We start from the raw sequence: 18,944 nt of genomic DNA, 5'->3' as shown, positions 1-18,944 counted from the left end.
CGTCGGTTGCCGACGCTCCGCGTCGCCGCCCTCCTCCGCCTTGCAGCTGCACGCACCAGACCCCGCTCGGCCCCGCCGACCCGGCCCCTTCTTGCAGCCGGCCTGATCCAAACGACAGGCCCTAACCCCCACCCCCACACACCAGAGACAATGGACCCCGTGCGCTATCGCATCCTCGGCACTACCCAGGCCCTTCGTCCCGACGGCACCCCCGTCCCGGTCGGCGGGGCGCGGCTGCGTGCGCTGCTCGGCGTGCTCGCGCTGCGCGGTGGCCGTACCGTGCCCGTGCAGCTACTCGTGGACGAGGTGTGGGCCGGGGATCCGCCCGCCGATGCGGCCGGGGCGCTCCAGGCGCTGGTCGGGCGGCTGCGGCGGAGCCTCGGCGCCGACGCGATCGAGTCCGTGGACGGCGGGTACCGGCTCGCCGCCCGCCCCGACGACATCGACCTGCACCGCTTCGAGCGGCTCACCGCCGACGGCATCCGCGCCCTCGCCGACGGCGACCCCGCCAAGGCCGCCGGAGTCCTCGACGACGCCCTCGCCCTGTGGCACGGCCCCGCCCTCGCCGACCTCCCCGACCGCACCGCCGAGGCCGCCCGCAGGCAGACCCGCCGCCTGGACGCCCTGCGCGCCCGGCACACCGCCGCCCTCGCCCTCGGCCAGGCCGAACAGGCGCTGCCGGAGCTGACCGCCCTGTGCGACAGCCATCCGCTGGACGAGCCGTTGCAGACGCTGCGGCTGCGGGCGCTGCGCGATCTCGGCCGCCCCGCCGAGGCGCTCGCCGCCTACGACGACGTGCGCCTCCTGCTCGCCGAACGGCTCGGATCCGATCCCGGCGCCGAACTGGCCGCCCTGCACCGCGAGTTGCTGGCCCCGGAACCGGCGCCGACGCACCTGGGCAACCTGCGGGCCCGGCTGACCTCCTTCGTCGGCCGGGAAGCCGACATCGACGCCATCCGCGGGGACCTCGGCGGCGCCCGGCTGGTCACGCTCCTCGGGCCCGGCGGCGCGGGGAAGACCCGGCTGTCCCAGGAGGCCGCCGAGACCCTCCGGGACACCGCACCCGACGGGATCTGGCTGGCCGAACTCGCCCCCGTCGACGATCCCGAGGCCGTACCGGAAGCCGTGCTCACCGCCGTCGGCGCCCGCGAGACCGTGCTCTACGGCGCCGGAGCCGAGGAGCTCCGCAGCGCCGACCGGCACGACGACCCGGTCGAACGCCTCGTGGAGCACTGCTCCCGGCGCCGCCTGCTGATCGTCCTCGACAACTGCGAACACGTCGTCGACGCCGCCGCCCGGCTCGCCGAACACCTGCTGGCCCACTGCCCGGGACTGACGGTCCTGGCCACCAGCCGTGAACCCCTCGGCGTACCCGGCGAGGTACTGCGCCCGGTGGAATCCCTGCCCCAGCCCTACGCGCTGCGCCTGCTCACCGATCGGGGCGCCGCGGCCCGCCCCGGATTCCGCGTCGACGACGACCCCGAGGCCTGCGCCGAGATCTGCCGCCGCCTCGACGGACTGCCCCTCGCCATCGAGCTCGCCGCCGCCCGGCTGCGGATGCTCACTCCCCGCCAGATCGCCGACCGGCTCGACGACCGCTTCCGGCTGCTGACCTCCGGCAGCCGTACCGTCCTGCCCCGCCAGCAGACCCTCAGGGCCGTCGTCGACTGGTCCTGGGACCTGCTCGACGAGGCCGAACGCGAGGTCCTCAGCCGGCTCTCGGTCTTCGCGGGCGGCTGCGACCTGCCCGCCGCGGAGGCCGTGTGCGGGCCCGCCGCCCTCGACGCGCTCGGCTCCCTCGTCGACAAGTCCCTGGTGGTGGCCGCCCCTTCGGGCGACGGGGCGATGCGCTACCGGCTCCTGGAGACCGTCGCCGAGTACGCGCGCGAACGCCTGGACGAGGCCGGGGAACGCCCCCGCGCCGAGCGCGCGCATCTGACGTACTACCGCGAACTCGCCCGGGTCACCGACCCGTTGCTGCGCGGCTCCGGTCAACTGGCCGCCGTGGAACTGCTCCAGCGGGAGTACGAGAACCTGCGCACCGCCCTGCGGCACGCCGTCGCCGAGCGCGACGAGCAGGAGGCGCTGGCGCTGGCGCTGTCGCTGGGCTGGTACTGGCAGATGCGCGACCTGAGGATCGAGGCCCGCACCTGGTGCGCGGAGGTGATGGCGCTCGGCCCCGACCCCTTCGCCTTCGCCGAGCCGGTCCGTCCGGCCGAGCCGGTCTGGCAGCGCTGCACCGCCGAGCCGCCCCCGTACACCGGAGAGGTGCTGGCCGAGGCCCGGCGCGGTGTCCATCTGGCCCATTTCGCCTGCATGGACACCGAGTTGGACGCCTGGCAGAACCCGGTCGCCCAGCAGAAGCTGCGCACCATCGCCGCGACCTACCCGCCGGGGCTTCCGCAGTCCTGCCGTAGCCCCGGCATCCTGGCCGTGTTCGCCGTGATGCTCACCGGCGACATGGACACGGTCGCCCGGCTGCTCAACGCCTGCGTGGAGACCTGCCGGACCACCCCGGGCTACGAGTGGGAGCTGGCCGCCACCCTCCAGATGCGCGCCAACGGCCTCGCCAACCGCCCCGAGCGCGCCGGGGAAGCGGCCCGGGACGCCGACGAGTCGCTCGCCATCTACGAGCGGCTGGGCGACGAATGGGGCACGGCCGAGGCGCTGTCGGCGCGCGCGGAGGCCCGCGAGCGGACGGGCGCCTACGCGGATGCGGCCGCCGACTATGAGGCGGCCATCGAGCGGGCCCGACGGCTCGGTGCCCGTGCCCAGGAGGCCGTCCTGTCCGCCCGGCTGGCCGGCGCGCTGCTGGAGGACGGACAGGGCGAACGGGGCGAACGCCTGCTGCGGGAGGTCATCGACGGGCTGGACGGCGGGCACAGCGAGGCGATGCCGTTCAGCCGGGTCATCCTCGCCGGCTGGCTCAGCATCACCGGCCGTACCACCGAGGCCCGCGAGCAGATCCGGGTGCTGCGCGAGAACTTCGGCCTCGCCCAGTTCCATGTCTTCGACGCCTTCATCCTCAGCGGGGAGGCCTGGATGGACGCCTCCGAGGGTCACCACGAAGAGGCCCGGGACAAGCTCCGGCGCGCTCTGGAGCAGGCGGACAACGCGGTGGCGGAGGCCATGGCCCCGCAGTTGGTCTCGGCTTGCCTGGTCATCGCAGCCGTGGCGCTGGCCGACAGCGAGCCCTACGACGCCGCCCGCTGTCTCGGGGCCGCCGAGGCGCTGCTGCCGCCCGGACACCTGAACTCCACCCTGGAGCGCGAGTGCCGGGCCCGGGCGACCGCCGCGGTGCGCGCGGTCCTCGACGAGGAGACGTACCAGGCCGGGTACGCCGAGGGCGGCCGCCTCACCGCGAAGGAGGCCGCCGCCCTGGTGTGACCCGGTGCGGGTCAGGTCTTGGTGCGGAACTTGTGGATGGCGATCGGCGCCATGACCGCGGTCAGCAGCACCGACCAGCCGAGCGTCAGCCACAGGTCGTGGGCGACCGGACCGCCGTTCGTCAGCCCGCGGGACGCGTCCGCGAGCGCGGAGAGCGGGTTGTAGTCGGTGAAGTTCTGCAGCCAGCCCGGCATCGAGTTCGTCGGCGCGAAGATCGACGAGCCGAACTGGAGCGGCATCAGCACCAGGAAGCCCATCGCCTGCACGGACTGCACGTTCTTCATCACCACGCCGAGGGTGAGGAAGACCCACATCAGCGCCGAGCCGAAGACCACGGACAGGGCGACGGAGGCCAGCAGGCCACCCCAGTTGGTGACGTCGAAGCCCACCAGCAGGGACACCACCATCAGCACGGCGGTCGCGAACAGCATCCGCAGCAGCTCCACCGCGATCTTGGCGAACAGCACCGAGCCGCGGCCGATCGGCAGGGACCGGAAGCGGTCCATGACACCGGTGTTGAAGTCCTGGTTGAAGCCGGTGCCCACGCCCTGGGCCATGGTCATGCCCATCATGGCGAGCATGCCGGGCACGACGTACTGCACATACGCCTCCTGTCCGCCGCCCAGCGACTGCCCGATGGAGCCGCCGAAGACGTACACGAACAGCAGCGTGAAGACGATCGGGAAGAGGACGGCGTCGGCCATCGACTCCGGGTCCTGCCGGATCCACAGCAGATTGCGCCGGACGAGCGCGCCGGTGTGCCGCAGATGACTGCGCAACGGGATACGGGCGTCGGCGGCGCCGACGTGGGTCGTGGTGATCGTGGTGGTGGTCATACGGCGACCTCCTCGCGGTCGTCGGCGGGCACGGCGTCCTGCGGGGCGCTGGCGCGGTGGCCGGTGAGGGACAGGAACACCTCGTCCAGGCTGGGCAGTTCGGTGGCGACGGAGGCCAGCGTGACCCCGCGCGAGGTGACGGCCGCGACGACCGCGGTGAGCTGCTCGTCGCTCAGGATCGGCACCAGCAGGGAGCCGCGCTCGGGGTCCACGGTGGTGCTGGCGAGCCCGGTGATCCCGAGCCCGTCGAGATGCGCGGCCAGCGGCCGCAGTTGCAGCGGATCGGCGGGCCGGATCCGCAGGGTGCGCCCGCCGACCTTGGCCTTCAGCTCGTCGATCCCGCCCTTGGCGATGACCTTCCCCCGGTCGACGACGGTCAGCTCGGAGGCGAGCTGCTCGGCCTCCTCCATGTACTGGGTGGTCAGCAGCACGGTGACGCCGTCCCCGACCATGGCCTTGACCTCGTCCCACACCTCCATGCGGGTGCGCGGGTCGAGCCCGGTCGTCGGCTCGTCGAGATACAGCACGGCCGGATGCCCGATCATCGAGGCGGCGAGGTCGAGGCGCCGCCGCATACCGCCGGAGTAGGTGGCGGCGGGCCGCTTCCCGGCTTCGGTGAGCGAGAACCGCTCCAGCAGCTCGTCGGCGCGGGCGCGGGCGTCGCGCCGGGACAGGTCGAGCAGCCGCCCGATGAGGTACAGGTTCTCCCAGCCCGGGAGTTTCTCGTCCACGGAGGCGTACTGGCCGGTCAGCCCGATCACCCGGCGCAGCTGGCGGGGCTGGCGCAGGACGTCGTACCCCGCGACGGTCGCCTGCCCCGCGGTGGGCGTCAGCAGCGTGGACAGGATCCTGACCAGGGTGGTCTTCCCGGCCCCGTTGGGCCCGAGCACCCCCATCACGGACCCCTCCCGCACATCCAGGTCCACACCGTCCAACGCCTTGGTCTCGCCGTAGTGCTTGACCAGCCCCCGCACGGTGACGGCGCTCCCCGCGCCGCTGGGGTTCTTGTCGATTCGCGTCATGGGAAGGACGGTGTCAGGCGCCACCGACAGAACACCGACAAGGGCCCTACAGGGACCTACATCCCGCCGACAAGAACGGTGCCCGGAACGGCAGCAGCCCGCCGACGGGGGAAATCGGCGGGCTGCCTCTGTACCGCTGTGGCTCTAGTGGACGGAGTGCTCCTCGGTGGGGAACGTGCTGCCGACGACGTCCTCCGCGAACGCCTTCGCCGCGTCGCCCATGACCTGGCGCAGCTCGGCGTACTGCTTGACGAACTTGGGCACCCGGCCGCCGGTCAGACCCATCATGTCCGTCCAGACCAGGACCTGGGCGTCGGTCTCGGCGCCCGCGCCGATGCCGACCGTCGGGATGTGCAGCACCCGGGTCACCTCGGCCGCCAGCTCCGCCGGGACCAGCTCCAGCACGACCGCGAAGGCGCCCGCGTCCTGGACCGCCTTGGCGTCACGGAGCAGCTGCGCAGCCGCCTCCTCGCCGCGGCCCTGGACGCGGTAGCCCATGGCGTTGACGGACTGCGGGGTCAGGCCGATGTGGGCCATCACCGGGATGCCGGACTCGACCAGCAGCTCGATCTGGCGGTGCGAGCGCTCGCCGCCCTCCAGCTTCACGGCGCCGACACCGGCCTCCTTCACCAGCCGGGTCGCCGAGCGCAGCGCCTGCACCGGGCCCTCCTGGTAGGAGCCGAAGGGCAGGTCGCCGACGATCAGGGCGCGCGAGGTGCCCCGTACGACGGCCGCCGACAGCATGGTCATCTCGTCGAGCGTGACGGGCACGGTGGTCTCGTACCCCAGGTGGCAGTTGCCCGCCGAGTCCCCGACCAGCATGACCGGGATCCCGGCCTCGTCGAAGACGGACGCGGTCATCGCGTCGTAGGCGGTGAGCATGGGCCACTTCTCGCCCCGCTCCTTGGCGAGGGCGATGTCCCGGACGGTGATGCGGCGGGTGCCCTTCCCTCCGTACAGCGCTTTGCTGCCGCCGGAAGGTGTGGTCTGGGCAGCCGAAAGCTGCGTCATGGCAACGGCTCCTTACGTCATCTCGAGGCACCCTGACGGCGTCCCCGGATCCCCTCCATGGTGGCACTTCGTGCCAGGCGCGGCTAGGGGGGCCTCGGTCACGCTCGACCGGTGTAAGAGCGGGGTAAGAGCCGGGTAGGAGATTTACGATACGGCACGGTCCCGTATCGTAAATCTCCTAGGGTGGACTCCATGACTACCTCCGCTCCTGCCGTACCCCGGATACCGGAAGCGGTGCATCGCCGCCGCTGGGCCATCCTCGGCGTGCTCATGCTGAGTCTGCTGATCATCGTGCTCGACAACTCGATCCTCAACGTCGCCGTCAAGACGATCTCCACCCCCGCCCCGACCGGCCTCGGCGCCACCCAGAGCGAGCTGGAGTGGGCGATCAACGCCTACACCCTGGTTTTCGCGGGCCTGCTGTTCAGCGCCGGTCTGCTCGGCGACCGGCTCGGCCGCAAGCGGGTCCTGCTCGGCGGGCTCGTCGTCTTCGGCATCGGCTCAGCGCTGGCCGCCTTCGCCGGATCGCCGGCCGAGCTGATCGGCTTCCGCGCGGTGATGGGCCTCGGCGCCGCCTTCGTGATGCCCGCCACGCTCGCCGTCCTCATGAACGTCTTCGAGCGCGACGAGCAGCCCAAGGCCATCGGCATCTGGGCCGGCGGCGTCGGTCTCGCCATCGCCATCGGCCCCATCACCGGCGGTGTCCTGCTCGACCACTTCTGGTGGGGTTCTGTCTTCCTCATCAACGTCCCCATCGTGCTGCTCGCGCTCGCGCTGATGATCTGGCTGGTCCCCGACTCCCGCGACCCCAGCCCCGGCCGCATCGACCCCATCGGCGTCACCCTGTCCGTCGTCGGCCTGGTCCTGCTGGTCTACGGCATCATCCGGGGCGGCGAGCTGGCCGACTTCACCGATGTCACGGTGCTGTCCACGATCGGCGCGGGGCTCGCCGTACTCATCGCCTTCGTGGTGTTCGAGAAGCGCAGCGACCATCCCTCGATCGATGTCACCTACTTCCGCGACAAGGTGTTCTCCGCCGCCATCGCCGCCATCGCGCTGGTCTTCTTCGCGCTGATGGGCGTGACCTTCTTCTCCGTCTTCTACACCCAGAGCGTGCGCGGCTACTCGCCCCTGGAGACGGGCCTGCTGTTGCTGCCGCTGGCCGTCGCGCAGCTGATCTTCGCGCCGCGCGCCCGGCTGCTGGTGGACCGCTTCGGCAACCGGGCCACCACGACCGCCGGGATGGCGCTCATCGCGGTGACCCTGGCCGCCTTCGCCACGCTGGACGCGGACACCCCGATCTGGATCCTTGAGGTGATCTTCTTCCTCATGGGCACCGGCATGGCGCACATCATGACGCCGGTCAGCGTCGTCATCATGCAGGCCCTGCCCCGCGAGAAGGCCGGTTCCGCCTCCGCCCTCAGCAACACCTTCCGCCAGGTCGGCGGCGCCCTCGGCATCGCGGTGCTCGGCTCGGTGCTGTCCACCTCCTACCGCTCGGCGATCGAGGGCGACCTTGCCGCCCTGCCGCCGGAACTGCGCCACACGGCCGGTGAGTCCATCGAGTCCACGCTGGCCGTCGCCGCCCGGCTCGGCCCCGAGGGCAGGCCGCTGATCGCCCAGGCCAACGACTCCTTCCTGCACGCCATGCACGTCACCGCCCTCGGGGGCGCCGCGGTCGCGCTGATCGGCGCGGTGGTGGTGGCGCTGTTCCTGCCGGGGCGGACCGAGGACCCCTCGTAAGGGAGAATCTCCCCGTACATGGAAGGGACGCACGTGAACCTCGCCGACAGCCAGACCGGTCCGGTCCGGGGCCGCCCCCGGAGCGAGGCCGTGGAGCGCGCCATCATCGAGGGCGTGATGAAGCTGCTGGAGGAGGGCGTGCCGCTCGCGGAGCTCTCCATCGAGCGGATCGCCCGCACCGCCGGTGTCGGCAAGGCCACCATCTACCGTCGCTGGAGCGGCAAGGAGGAGCTGTTCGTCGACGTCGTACGGGCCGCCGAACCGCCCGACGCCGAACTGCCCGGCACCTCCATGCGCGACGACCTGGTCGTCCTGCTGGAGTCGCTCCGGCAGCGCGGACTGCTCAGCCGTTCCTCGGCGATCCTGCACAACGTCCACGCCCAGATGAAGAGCAGCCCCAAGGTCTGGACGGCGTACCACACCCTCGTCGTCGCGCCCCGGCGCCGGCTCGGCGTCGAGGTGCTGCGCCGCGGCCAGCGCAACGGCGAGCTGCGCGAGGACGTCGATGTGGAACTCCTCAACGACCTGTTCGTGGGCCCGATGCTGCTGCGCTCCGTGATGCGCCCGGACGCGGATCTGCCGGACGGTCTGTCGGAGCAGATCGTCGACACCCTGCTGGAAGGGCTACGGCCCGTCAGTTCGCCTCCCCTGTAGCGCATGTGCGCGTTTCGTCACAGAGCGCGCTTTCCCGTCGGCCGACCGGAACTCCGCGAGGCGACTTGTACGTCCTCGTGCCCGTACGGCCGTCATGGGACGGCAGGAACAGAACCGATCATCCCCTAGGGTCGTAACCGCGGGGGACGATGGTGTGCACGGCAGTCAGTGAGGCGACGGTATGGCGCAGCAGGCGTACATGACGGAGACGGACAGCGGCGGCTCGGGACCAGAGCGCCGGGGAAACCGGTTCCGGCGTCTGCTGGAGCGGCTCTTCACCGGCTGGCGCGGTGACCCGCGGATCTGGCGCCGGGGCATCGTCACCGCCGCCTTCGCAGCACTGCTCGCCCTGGTCATGCTGCTGCACGCGCACATCCCCAACCGCATCGGCAACCTCGGCAGCCTCACCGAGACCTTCCTGCCGTGGCTCGGTCTGTTCGTGCCGCTGCTGCTGGTCATCGGCCTGGTGCGCAAGTCGGCGACCGCGCTGATCGCGATGGTGCTGCCCGCGGTCGTCTGGCTGAACCTCTTCGGCGGGCTGCTCACCGACAAGACCTCCTCGGGCGGCGACCTCACCATCGCCACGCACAACGTCAACGCCGACAACCCCGACCCCGCCAAAACCGCCCGTGACGTGGCCGCCTCCGGGGCGGACGTGGTGGCGCTGGAGGAGCTGACCGCGACGGCGGTGCCGGTGTACGAGAAGGCGCTGTTGGCGACGTACAAGTACCACTCGGTGCAGGGCACGGTCGGGCTGTGGAGCAAGTACCCGCTGAGTGGGGTGAAGTCCGTCGACATCAAGCTCGGCTGGACCCGCGCCATGCGCGCCGCTGTCAGCACGCCGTCCGGCGAGGTCGCGGTCTACGTCGCCCATCTCCCGTCGGTGCGCGTGAAGATGGAGGCCGGGTTCACCGCCCGCCAGCGCGACAAGAGCGCGGACGCGCTGGGCGAGGCCATCGCCGACGAGAAGCTGCCGCGGAGCGTGCTGCTCGGCGATCTGAACGGCACGATGAACGACCGCGCGCTGAACGCCGTCACCTCCCAGATGCGCTCCACGCAGGGTGCGGCGGGCAGTGGGTTCGGGTTCAGCTGGCCGGCCTCGTTCCCGATGGCGCGGATCGACCAGATCCTGGTGAAGGGCATCGAGCCGGTCACCTCGTGGACGCTGCCGGAGACCGGGAGCGACCATCTGCCGGTCGCGGCGCGTGTGAAGGTCGACACAACGGCCTCGTAAAGCCCCTGGTAACCCGGCCTTCACCGCCCGGAATACTGCGCCGGGGAGAGTTTGTTCCGCACATGAACATAAGATGTGTGGACCACCGCTCCCCGAAAGGCGCAGACCCTCCATGCCCCTGGCCCTGCTCGCCCTGGCCATCGGTGCCTTCGGCATCGGCACCACCGAGTTCGTGATGATGGGCCTGCTGCCCGACGTCGCGGCCGACCTCGGCATCTCCATCCCCAGCGCCGGTCACCTGGTCTCGGCGTACGCGCTCGGCGTCGTCATCGGCGCCCCACTGCTCGCCGCCGCCACCGCCCGGATGTCCCGCCGCAAGGTCCTGATCGGCCTGATGGCACTCTTCGTGGCGGGCAACGCGCTGTCCGCCCTCGCCCCCGACCACGGCTGGCTGCTCGCTGCCCGCTTCCTGAGCGGACTGCCGCACGGCGCCTTCTTCGGTGTCGGCGCGGTCGTCGCGACGAGCCTGGTCGCACCGGAGCGCAAGGCCCGCTCGGTCTCCCTGATGTTCCTGGGCCTGACTGTCGCCAACGTCGTGGGCGTCCCCGTCGCCACGCTCATGGGCCAGCACCTGGGCTGGCGTGCCACCTTCCTCGGCGTGAGCGCGATCGGCGTCGCCGCGATCGCCTCCCTGGCCCTGCTGATCCCGCGCGACGGCGGGACCGCCCCCTCCCACGGCCTGCGCGGCGAACTGGCCGCCCTGCGCTCCCTCCCCGTCTGGCTGGCCCTCGGCACCACGGTGGCGGGCTTCGCCGCACTGTTCGCGGCGTACAGCTACGTGACCCCGATGCTGACGGACGCGGCCGGGTACACCGACGCCGGCGTCACCCTGCTGCTCGCGCTGTTCGGCGTCGGCGCGACGGTCGGCAACCTGCTGGGCGGCCGCCTGGCGGACCACGCGATGCGCGCGACGCTTTTCGGCGGGCTGGCGTCGATGGTCCTGGTCCTTTCCCTCTTCCCGCTGCTGATGTCCACGGCGTGGAGCGCGGCGGTGGCGGTGGTCCTGCTGGGCGCGGCGGCGTTCGTGACCGGTTCCCCCCTCCAGCTGATGGTCATGGAGAAGGCGTCGGCAGCCCCCTCGCTGGCCTCCTCCGCCAACCAGGCCGCCTTCAACCTGGCCAACGCCGGGGGCGCCTGGATCGGCGGCGTCGCCCTGGCGGCGGGCTTCGGCGTGACGTCCCCGGCGGTTGCGGGGGCGGGCCTGGCGGTGCTGGGGCTCGGGGTCGCCGGAGCGGCGTACGCGGTGGACCGGCGGCGGGCTCCCGCGTCCGGGCGGGAACGAGTCGTCGCGGGGCATCTGCCGCAGGCCGCGGAGGCGGTGCGATCCTGAGGCTGCCGGTGTTTCCCGCCGGCCGGCGCCGTCAGAGCGAGGTGAGGAACGCCCGCACTTCGAGCAGGTTCACCTCGTCCGCGTCGTCCGGATGGACGACCACGGTCAGTTGGCGGGAGACCAGGCTTGCCCGCGACGCGGCCACAAACGAAAGAATGATCATCTTGAGCAGGCTCTCGCGCCCCAGACTTCCCACTTTCGCGAGGTCCGAGCCCAGGATCGGAACCGCCACGGGTTCGAGATGACCATGTGCGCCGATGGCGGACCAGAGGTTGCCGAGGCTCTGCCAGATCGAATCGACGCTCGACTGCGCGATCAGGTCATTGCTCATGTGCGAGTAGGCGACGCAGTAAAACCGGCTGCCCCCGTGCGGCACGACGGCCACGGTGCCCACCGGATACCGGTCGAGCTTTCCCTTCGGCTTGCTCTCCCTGCTTTCCGCCTCGCACACCCGGGCACCGCTAAGTGACGACATGAGAGCCGCGTCCAGAGCCGGGACATCCCCGTCGAACACTCTTGCCAGCAGCTGACCTTGCACAGTTCTCGGCGCGATGATGCTGTCGTCCTCGGTATCGGTGTCGAAGACATCAGTGAAACCGATCACCAGGTCGGACGGCTCGTCGAACAGATCCCCCACCTTCACCACCACGGAGAAGTCGGGGTTCTTGAAGCCGTGCTCGACCGCTTCACGGGGGAGCGACCTCGCCAGCGCCCAGCAGCACGAGAGGGCGGCGATCCCTAACAGTGTGTCGGCTCCCTGCAGCAGGGAAACCGGCCTGACCGTCAGTATCAGCTGCACGACTCCGGCCAGAGCGGCGAAGGCGATCGAGAAATGTACGGAGAGGACAGTCCACCCTCGGCGTGAGCGAAATACGGCGAGCGACTGATTCGTCGCCAACTTTTCTCCTGACGGGTGAGGAACGACGAGGCCGACGGTCAGCGACCGTCGGCCCATTCGCTGGATCGGAGGAATCCGGCTCCGACCCGGCTTTACAGCACCGGCAGGTTCTTCCGCAGCTCGAACGCCGTGACCTCGGAGCGGTACTCCTCCCACTCCGAGCGCTTGTTGCGCAGGAAGAAGTCGAAGACGTGCTCGCCGAGGGTCTCGGCGACCAGGTCGCTGCGCTCCATGAGGGTGAGGGCCTCGCCGAGGTTCTGCGGCAGGGGCTCGATGCCCATCGCGCGGCGCTCGGCGTCGGACAGGGCCCAGACGTCGTCCTCGGCGCCCGGCGGGAGTTCGTAGCCCTCCTCGATGCCCTTCAGGCCCGCGGCCAGCAGCAGCGCGTACGCCAGGTAGGGGTTGGCGCCGGAGTCCAGGGAGCGGACCTCGACGCGGGCCGAGCCGGTCTTGCCGGGCTTGTACATCGGGACCCGGACCAGCGCCGAGCGGTTGTTGTGGCCCCAGCAGATGTACGACGGCGCCTCGCCGCCCGCGCCCGCCGTGCGCTCCGAGCCGCCCCAGATGCGCTTGTAGGAGTTCACCCACTGGTTGGTGACCGCGGAGATCTCGGCGGCGTGCTTGAGCAGGCCCGCGATGAAGGAGCGGCCGACCTTGGAGAGCTGGTACTCCGAGCCGGACTCGTAGAACGCGTTGCGGTCGCCCTCGAAGAGGGAGAGGTGGGTGTGCATGCCGGAGCCCGGGTGCTCCGAGAACGGCTTCGGCATGAACGTCGCCTGTACGCCCTGCTCCAGCGCCACCTGCTTCATGACCAGACGGAACGTCATGATGTTGTCCGCCGTGGAGAGCGCGTCCGCATAGCGCAGGTCGATCTCCTGCTGGCCCGGCGCGCCCTCGTGGTGGGAGAACTCCACCGAGATGCCCATCGACTCCAGCATGGTGATCGCCTGGCGGCGGAAGTCCATGCCGACGTTGGTCGGGGTGTGGTCGAAGTAGCCCGAGTTGTCGGCGGGGGTGGGGCGGGAGCCGTCCAGCGGGCGGTCCTTCAGCAGGAAGAACTCGATCTCCGGGTGGGTGTAGAAGGTGAAGCCCAGGTCGGAGGTGCGGGCCAGGGCGCGCTTGAGGACGTAGCGCGGGTCCGCGAAGGATGGGGAGCCGTCCGGCATGAGGATGTCGCAGAACATGCGGGCGGTGCCGGGGGTCTCCGCGCGCCAGGGCAGGACCTGGAAGGTGGAGGGGTCCGGCTTGGCAATCATGTCGGACTCGTATACGCGGGCGAAGCCCTCGATGGCCGAGCCGTCGAAGCCGATGCCCTCGTCGAAGGCCTGCTCAAGCTCGGCCGGGGCCACGGCGACGGACTTGAGGAAGCCCAGCACGTCCGTGAACCACAGGCGTACGAACCGGATGTCCCGCTCCTCCAACGTACGGAGCACGAACTCCTGCTGCTTGTCCATCTTCCGCTTCCCCATCCTTGCTGGTCAGGCCACCATCCCGAGTAGCGCGGGAGGGCGGTCGGGCACCTGAGCATCACACCACAACAGCGTTTCACGCGCGTTGCCGACCTTGATCGACTAGCCGACTCCGGTCTGAACGCCCGGCGCACCGCGCCTCTGCCGCCCATCTTGCCTGCTCGGGCCGACATCCGTAATGCCTGGCCGCACTCGGCCGCCCCACGCGGGCACCTGTCGGATCGCTCACAAACCCACCCCCGCTTTAATTGGCATCTCAGATGCAAGTTTTAATGGTGGCGAACCGGTTGAGAGAGCGCACCGGTCGAGAGCCCGAAGGAGCCTTGATGCTGTCCGTACAGTCCGCCGCCACCGTCCGCGCGACCCTCCCCGCCGTGGGTGCCAACCTGGACGCGATCACCGAGCGCTTCTACGCCGGGATGTTCGCCGCCCGCCCCGAACTGCTGCGCGACCTCTTCAACCGCGGCAACCAGGCGGCCGGCACCCAGCGCCAGGCCCTCGCCGGCTCCATAGCCGCCTTCGCGACGTACTTGATAGACCACCCGGACGACCGGCCCGACGCGATGCTCGCCCGCATCGCCCACAAGCACGCCTCCCTCGGCGTCGCCCCCGAGCAGTACGGCATCGTCCACGAGCACCTCTTCGCCGCCATCGTCGACGTCCTCGGCGAGGCCGTCACGCCCGAGGTCGCGGCCGCCTGGGACGAGGTCTACTGGCTGATGGCGAACGCCCTGATCGCCGTGGAGAAGCGGCTGTACGAGGAGTCCCGTGAGCCGGTCTGGCGGAACTGGGAGGTCGTGGAGCGGGTCGCGGAGACGGCCGACGTGGTCACCTTCCGGCTGCGCCCCTCCGACGGCGGCCCGGTGGCCGACTTCCGCGCGGGCCAGTACGTCTCGGTCCGCGTCCAGCTCCCGGACGGCGCCCGGCAGATACGGCAGTACAGCCTGTCCGGGGCGCCGGACTCCACGCTGCGCCAGATCAGCGTGAAGCGGGTGGCCGAGGACGCCGGCTCCCCGGCGGGCGAGGTCTCCGAGCACCTGCACGCGCGCGTGGCGGAGGGCGCCGTACTGGAGCTGTCCGCCCCCTACGGCGACCTGGTCCTCGGCCCGGACGCCGACCGGCCGCTGCTGCTGGCCTCCGCGGGCATCGGCGTCACCCCGATGATCGCCATGCTGGCCCAGCTGGCCCAGGACGGCCGCGACTGCCCGGTCACCGTCCTGCACGGCGACCGCTCCCCGGCCGCCCACGCCCTGCGCGCCGACCAGGAGACCTACGCGGCCAAGCTCCCCGAGGCGCGGGTGCACTACTGGTACGAGGAGGACGCCCCCGAGGACGCCCGCACCGGCCTGGTCGACCTCACGGACATCGCCGTGGCACCCGGCACGCGCGCGTACCTGTGCGGCCCGCTCCCCTTCATGCGGACCGTCCGCACCCAGCTGATCGGCAAGGGAGTGGCGCCCGCGGACATTCACTACGAGGTCTTCGGCCCCGACCTCTGGCTCACCCAGGGCTGAGCCCCTACGACGGCGCCCGGCCGATCTCCAGCAGCAGCGGTCCCGTCGGCGCGCCGACCATGTCGCCGATGGTGAGCGGGTCCAGGGAGGCGAAGAACGCCTCCTGGGCCCGCCGCAGGGCACCGCGCAGCCGGCAGGCGGAGCTCAGCGGACAGGGGGCGGTACCGCCCTCGCAGTCGACGACGTCACCGTCGCCCTCGAAGGACCGCGCCACCGCGCCCACGGACGCCGTACGCCCCCGCTCGGTGAGCGCCAGCCCGCCGCCCCGGCCGCGGCGGGCGTCGACCAGTCCCTGGTGCTGGAGCTCGGCGACCACCTTCGCGGCGTGCGTGTACGGCACGTCCATGTCCGCGGCGACCTCACGCGTGGTCGGCGTGGTTCCTTCGGACACGGCGAGTCGCATCAGGATCCGCAGGGCGAGGTCGGTGGAGCGCAGCAGCCGCATATCGGCAAGCGTAGGCGCAGACGCGGATAATGTGCATTTGCGGTTCGCATTAAGGTGGGGTACCTGTCGGGTCGCTGTCGATTCCGTAGCGATCCGGCCCTTTCCTGTGACCTCCCTTCGAGAGGTCACTCCTTCACCATTACGATCAGCGGACCCGACCGTCCCTTTCCGCAGAAGGACATCACGCCATGGGATCCGCCAAGAAGAGCAACGCGGAGCGCAAAGCCCGCATAGAAGAGATGCGGCGCGCCGAGCAGGCTCGCGAGCGCCGCAACCGGATCCTCACGATCGGCGCCAGTGTGACGGTGGTCGTCGCCCTGGTCGTCGGCGCGGTCGTGCTGGTGCAGTCGCAGGACGACAACGACACCGCGTCCGACTCCAAGACCACCGGCTCCCTGGTGGCGGGCGCCGACGGCGTGAGCACCTGGAAGGGCGGCAAGCTCTCCCAGACCCACGTGGAGAAGAAGGTGAAGTACCCGGTCGAGCCCCCGGTCGGCGGCGACCACAACCCGGTCTGGCAGAACTGCAACGGCGACGTCTACACCGAGGCCGTGGCGAACGAGAACGCGGTGCACTCGCTGGAGCACGGCGCGGTCTGGGTGACGTACACCAGCAAGGCCAAGAAGGCCGACGTGGAGGCGCTCGCGGCGAAGGTGAAGCAGACGCCGTACACGCTGATGAGCCCCTACGAGGACCAGAAGTCGCCGATCATGCTGTCGGCGTGGGGTGCGCAGCGCGCGGTGACGGGCGCGGACGACGCGAACCTCGGCAAGTTCTTCGAGAAGTACGTGCAGGGCGAGCAGACGCCGGAGCCGGGCGCCGCGTGCACGGGCGGTAAGGCGGAGTGATGAAGCACGTCGGGTGGGTCGCGGGAGCCGCGGCGGCGGTGCTCGTCGCGGCCGGCGCGATCACCTACGCCGTCGCCGACGGCGAGGGGACCGCCGCGTCCCCCACCGCCGACTCCGCGGACGCCGGGTTCGCGCGGGACATGGCGGTGCACCACCAGCAGGCCGTGGAGATGTCGTACATCGTGCGCGACCGCACCGACGACACCGAGGTGCGGCGGCTCGCGTACGACATCGCGCAGACGCAGGCCAACCAGCGCGGGATGCTGCTGGGCTGGCTGGATCTGTGGGAGCTGCCGAAGGTGTCCTCGGATCCGCCGATGACCTGGATGGACATGGGCTCCATGGCCTCCGGCGAGGACGGCGCGCTGATGCCGGGCATGGCGACCAACACCGAGCTGAAGAAGCTGGAGAAACTCAGCGGCAAGCAGGCCGAGGTGTTCTACCTCCAGCTGATGACCGACCACCACAAGGGCGGCATCCACATGGCCGAGGCCTGTGTGAAGCGGTGCGAGGTGAAGGTCGAGACGCGGCTCGCGACGACCATGGTCAACGGCCAGGAGTCGGAGATCGCGCTGATGGCGGGGATGCTGAAGGACCGGGGCGCGAAGGCCCGGCCGTAGAGGCTGCCGTAGCCGCGAGTGGGGTGGCCCACATCCCTCGCCACCCCATTGCGTCGCTCTGACGATTACACTGGGCGCGTGCCTCAACTTCGCCTCGCACTGAACCAGATCGACTCGCGCGTCGGTGACCTCGCCCAGAACACGGAGACGATTCTCCGCTGGACCCGGCACTCCGCCGAACAGGGAGCGCATCTCGTGGCGTTCCCCGAGATGGCGCTGACCGGGTATCCCGTCGAGGACCTGGCCCTGCGCTCCTCCTTCGTGGAGGCGTCCCGCGCGGCCCTGCGCACGCTGGCCGCCAAGCTCGCCGAGGAGGGCTTCGGGGAGCTGCCGGTGGTCGTCGGCTACCTCGACCGGTCCGACACGGACCAGCCGAAGTACGGCCAGCCGGCGGGCGCCCCGCGCAACGCGGCGGCGGTGCTGCACCGCGGCGAGGTGGCGCTCACCTTCGCCAAGCACCACCTGCCGAACTACGGCGTCTTCGACGAGTTCCGCTACTTCGTGCCCGGCGACACCATGCCGGTGGTCCGGGTGCACGGGGTGGACGTGGCCCTCGCCATCTGCGAGGACCTCTGGCAGGACGGCGGCCGGGTCCCCGCGGCACGGTCGGCCGAGGCGGGCCTGTTGCTGTCGATCAACGCCTCGCCGTACGAGCGCGACAAGGACGACACCCGGCTCGACCTGGTCCGCAAGCGTGCCCAGGAGGCGGGCTGCACCACCGCCTACCTCGCGATGATCGGCGGCCAGGACGAGCTGGTCTTCGACGGCGACTCGATCGTGGTCGACGCGAGCGGTGAAGTGATCGCGCGGGCGCCGCAGTTCGCGGAGGGCTGTGTGGTCCTGGACCTCGACCTGCCCGCGGCGTCGCAGAACCCGCCGACCGGCGTGGTGGACGACGGCCTGCGCATCGACCGCGTGATCCTCTCCGAGGACCCGCTCCCCGCTTACACCCCCGAGCTGACGGGCGGCTACGCCGACCGCCTCGACGACGACGAGGAGGTCTACTCGGCGCTGGTCGTGGGCCTGCGGGCGTACGTCGCCAAGAACGGCTTCAAGTCGGTCCTGATCGGACTGTCGGGAGGCATCGACTCGGCCCTCGTCGCCGCGATCGCCTGCGACGCGGTGGGCGCGCAAAACGTGTACGGCGTCTCGATGCCCTCGAAGTACTCCTCCGACCACTCCAAGGGCGACGCGGCGGAACTGGCCCGGCGCACGGGCCTCAACTTCCGTACGGTCCCGATCGCGCCGATGTTCGACGCGTACATGGAGTCCACGGAGCTCACGGGCCTGGCGGAGGAGAACCTCCAGTCTCGCCTGCGCGGCACCCTCCTGATGGCGATCTCCAACCAGGAAGGCCACATCGTCCTGGCGCCGGGCAACAAGTCGGAGCTGGCGGTGGGGTATTCGACCCTGTACGGCGACTCGGTGGGCGCGTACGGCCCGATCAAGGACGTCTACAAGACCTCGATCTTCCGCCTCGCGGAATGGCGCAACCGCTCGGCGCTGGAACGCGGCCAGACCCCCCCAATCCCCGAGAACTCCATCACCAAGCCCCCGAGCGCGGAACTGCGCCCCGGCCAGGTCGACACCGACTCGCTCCCCGACTACCCGGTCCTGGACGCCATCCTGGAGCGCTACGTCGACCGCGACCAGGGAGCCGACCTGATCGTCGCCGCGGGCTTCGACCCGGCCCTCGTCACCAAGACGCTCCGCATGGTCGACACGGCCGAGTACAAGCGCCGCCAGTACCCGCCGGGCACGAAGATCTCCCCGAAGGGCTTCGGCAAGGACCGGCGGCTGCCGATCACCAATGGGTGGCGGGAGACGGCGTAACGGACGGAGGCCGGTCCGGGAACGCGCCGGACCGGCCGGACGGCGCCGGACCAAGATCGCACGACCTGTAATGCGTAGGTCTCGCGTCCACTGCCGAGAT

15 protein-coding genes are annotated in these 18,944 nt (G+C 70.9%); 9 read left to right on the top strand and 6 right to left on the bottom strand.

Annotated features, from left to right (window positions below; translation table 11 throughout):
- Positions 1-150: 150 nt before the first annotated feature.
- The gene (locus STRCI_RS12390) at positions 151-3,387 is read left to right on the top strand and encodes an ATP-binding protein (protein ID WP_269658964.1); all 3,237 of its coding nucleotides are present in this window, start codon (positions 151-153) and stop codon (positions 3,385-3,387) included.
- Positions 3,388-3,398: 11 nt separating this feature from the next.
- Here STRCI_RS12390 and STRCI_RS12385 read toward each other — a convergent pair whose 3' ends face one another.
- From STRCI_RS12385 to panB, 3 genes are all read right to left on the bottom strand, one after another.
- Positions 3,399-4,223, bottom strand: a complete 825-nt coding sequence (locus STRCI_RS12385) for an ABC transporter permease (RefSeq protein ID WP_269658963.1) — start codon at positions 4,221-4,223, stop codon at positions 3,399-3,401.
- Complete coding sequence (locus tag STRCI_RS12380; protein WP_269658962.1) at positions 4,220-5,245, bottom strand: ATP-binding cassette domain-containing protein; 1,026 nt, start codon at positions 5,243-5,245, stop codon at positions 4,220-4,222. The genes STRCI_RS12385 and STRCI_RS12380 overlap by 4 nt, the downstream gene beginning before the upstream one ends.
- Positions 5,246-5,389: 144 nt before the next feature.
- Positions 5,390-6,256 carry a 3-methyl-2-oxobutanoate hydroxymethyltransferase gene (panB, locus tag STRCI_RS12375; protein WP_269658961.1) on the bottom strand — a complete coding sequence of 289 codons (867 nt, stop codon included), beginning with the start codon at positions 6,254-6,256 and terminating at the stop codon, positions 5,390-5,392.
- Positions 6,257-6,448: 192 nt separating this feature from the next.
- Between panB and STRCI_RS12370 the strand changes: the two genes are divergently transcribed.
- The 4 genes from STRCI_RS12370 to STRCI_RS12355 all read left to right on the top strand — a co-directional run bounded on the left by STRCI_RS12370 (position 6,449) and on the right by STRCI_RS12355 (position 11,217).
- Entirely contained in the window at positions 6,449-7,999 is a 1,551-nt protein-coding gene (locus tag STRCI_RS12370; RefSeq protein WP_269658960.1) for an MFS transporter, read from the top strand.
- Positions 8,000-8,017: 18 nt separating this feature from the next.
- The gene (locus STRCI_RS12365; RefSeq protein ID WP_269658959.1) at positions 8,018-8,653 is read left to right on the top strand and encodes a TetR/AcrR family transcriptional regulator; all 636 of its coding nucleotides are present in this window, start codon (positions 8,018-8,020) and stop codon (positions 8,651-8,653) included.
- A gap of 181 nt (positions 8,654-8,834) precedes the next feature.
- Positions 8,835-9,887 carry an endonuclease/exonuclease/phosphatase family protein gene (locus tag STRCI_RS12360; protein ID WP_269658958.1) on the top strand — a complete coding sequence of 351 codons (1,053 nt, stop codon included), beginning with the start codon at positions 8,835-8,837 and terminating at the stop codon, positions 9,885-9,887.
- A 112-nt stretch (positions 9,888-9,999) separates the two neighbouring features.
- Positions 10,000-11,217 carry an MFS transporter gene (locus tag STRCI_RS12355; RefSeq protein WP_269658957.1) on the top strand — a complete coding sequence of 406 codons (1,218 nt, stop codon included), beginning with the start codon at positions 10,000-10,002 and terminating at the stop codon, positions 11,215-11,217.
- 31 nt (positions 11,218-11,248) lie between these two features.
- On the opposite strand, the gene STRCI_RS12350 is transcribed toward STRCI_RS12355, so the two are convergent.
- Complete coding sequence (locus tag STRCI_RS12350) at positions 11,249-12,115, bottom strand: macro domain-containing protein (protein WP_269658956.1); 867 nt, start codon at positions 12,113-12,115, stop codon at positions 11,249-11,251.
- Between the two features lie 92 nt (positions 12,116-12,207).
- Entirely contained in the window at positions 12,208-13,569 is a 1,362-nt protein-coding gene (gene glnA / locus STRCI_RS12345; protein WP_269658955.1) for a type I glutamate--ammonia ligase, read from the bottom strand.
- Positions 13,570-13,910: 341 nt separating this feature from the next.
- Here glnA and STRCI_RS12340 point away from each other — a divergent pair, with 341 nt between their 5' ends.
- A complete protein-coding gene (locus STRCI_RS12340) occupies positions 13,911-15,098 on the top strand; it encodes a globin domain-containing protein (protein WP_269658954.1) in 1,188 nt (395 codons plus the stop codon).
- 4 nt (positions 15,099-15,102) lie between these two features.
- On the opposite strand, the gene STRCI_RS12335 is transcribed toward STRCI_RS12340, so the two are convergent.
- Entirely contained in the window at positions 15,103-15,543 is a 441-nt protein-coding gene (locus STRCI_RS12335) for an RrF2 family transcriptional regulator (protein ID WP_269658953.1), read from the bottom strand.
- Positions 15,544-15,731: 188 nt separating this feature from the next.
- Here STRCI_RS12335 and STRCI_RS12330 point away from each other — a divergent pair, with 188 nt between their 5' ends.
- The 3 genes from STRCI_RS12330 to STRCI_RS12320 all read left to right on the top strand — a co-directional run bounded on the left by STRCI_RS12330 (position 15,732) and on the right by STRCI_RS12320 (position 18,844).
- A complete protein-coding gene (locus tag STRCI_RS12330; protein ID WP_269658952.1) occupies positions 15,732-16,391 on the top strand; it encodes a DUF3105 domain-containing protein in 660 nt (219 codons plus the stop codon).
- On the top strand, positions 16,391-17,011 hold the full coding sequence (locus tag STRCI_RS12325) for a DUF305 domain-containing protein (protein ID WP_269658951.1): 621 nt from the start codon (positions 16,391-16,393) through the stop codon (positions 17,009-17,011). Before STRCI_RS12330 ends, STRCI_RS12325 begins: the two co-directional genes overlap by 1 nt.
- A 78-nt stretch (positions 17,012-17,089) precedes the next feature.
- Positions 17,090-18,844, top strand: coding sequence for an NAD+ synthase (locus STRCI_RS12320; protein ID WP_269658950.1), 1,755 nt, complete (start codon positions 17,090-17,092; stop codon positions 18,842-18,844).
- Positions 18,845-18,944 lie beyond the last annotated feature (100 nt).

The organism is Streptomyces cinnabarinus (genome assembly GCF_027270315.1).
Lineage (GTDB): Bacteria > Actinomycetota > Actinomycetes > Streptomycetales > Streptomycetaceae > Streptomyces > Streptomyces cinnabarinus.
Note: the sequence above shows the minus strand (reverse complement) of the source record. Positions and strands in the feature narration are given on the sequence as shown.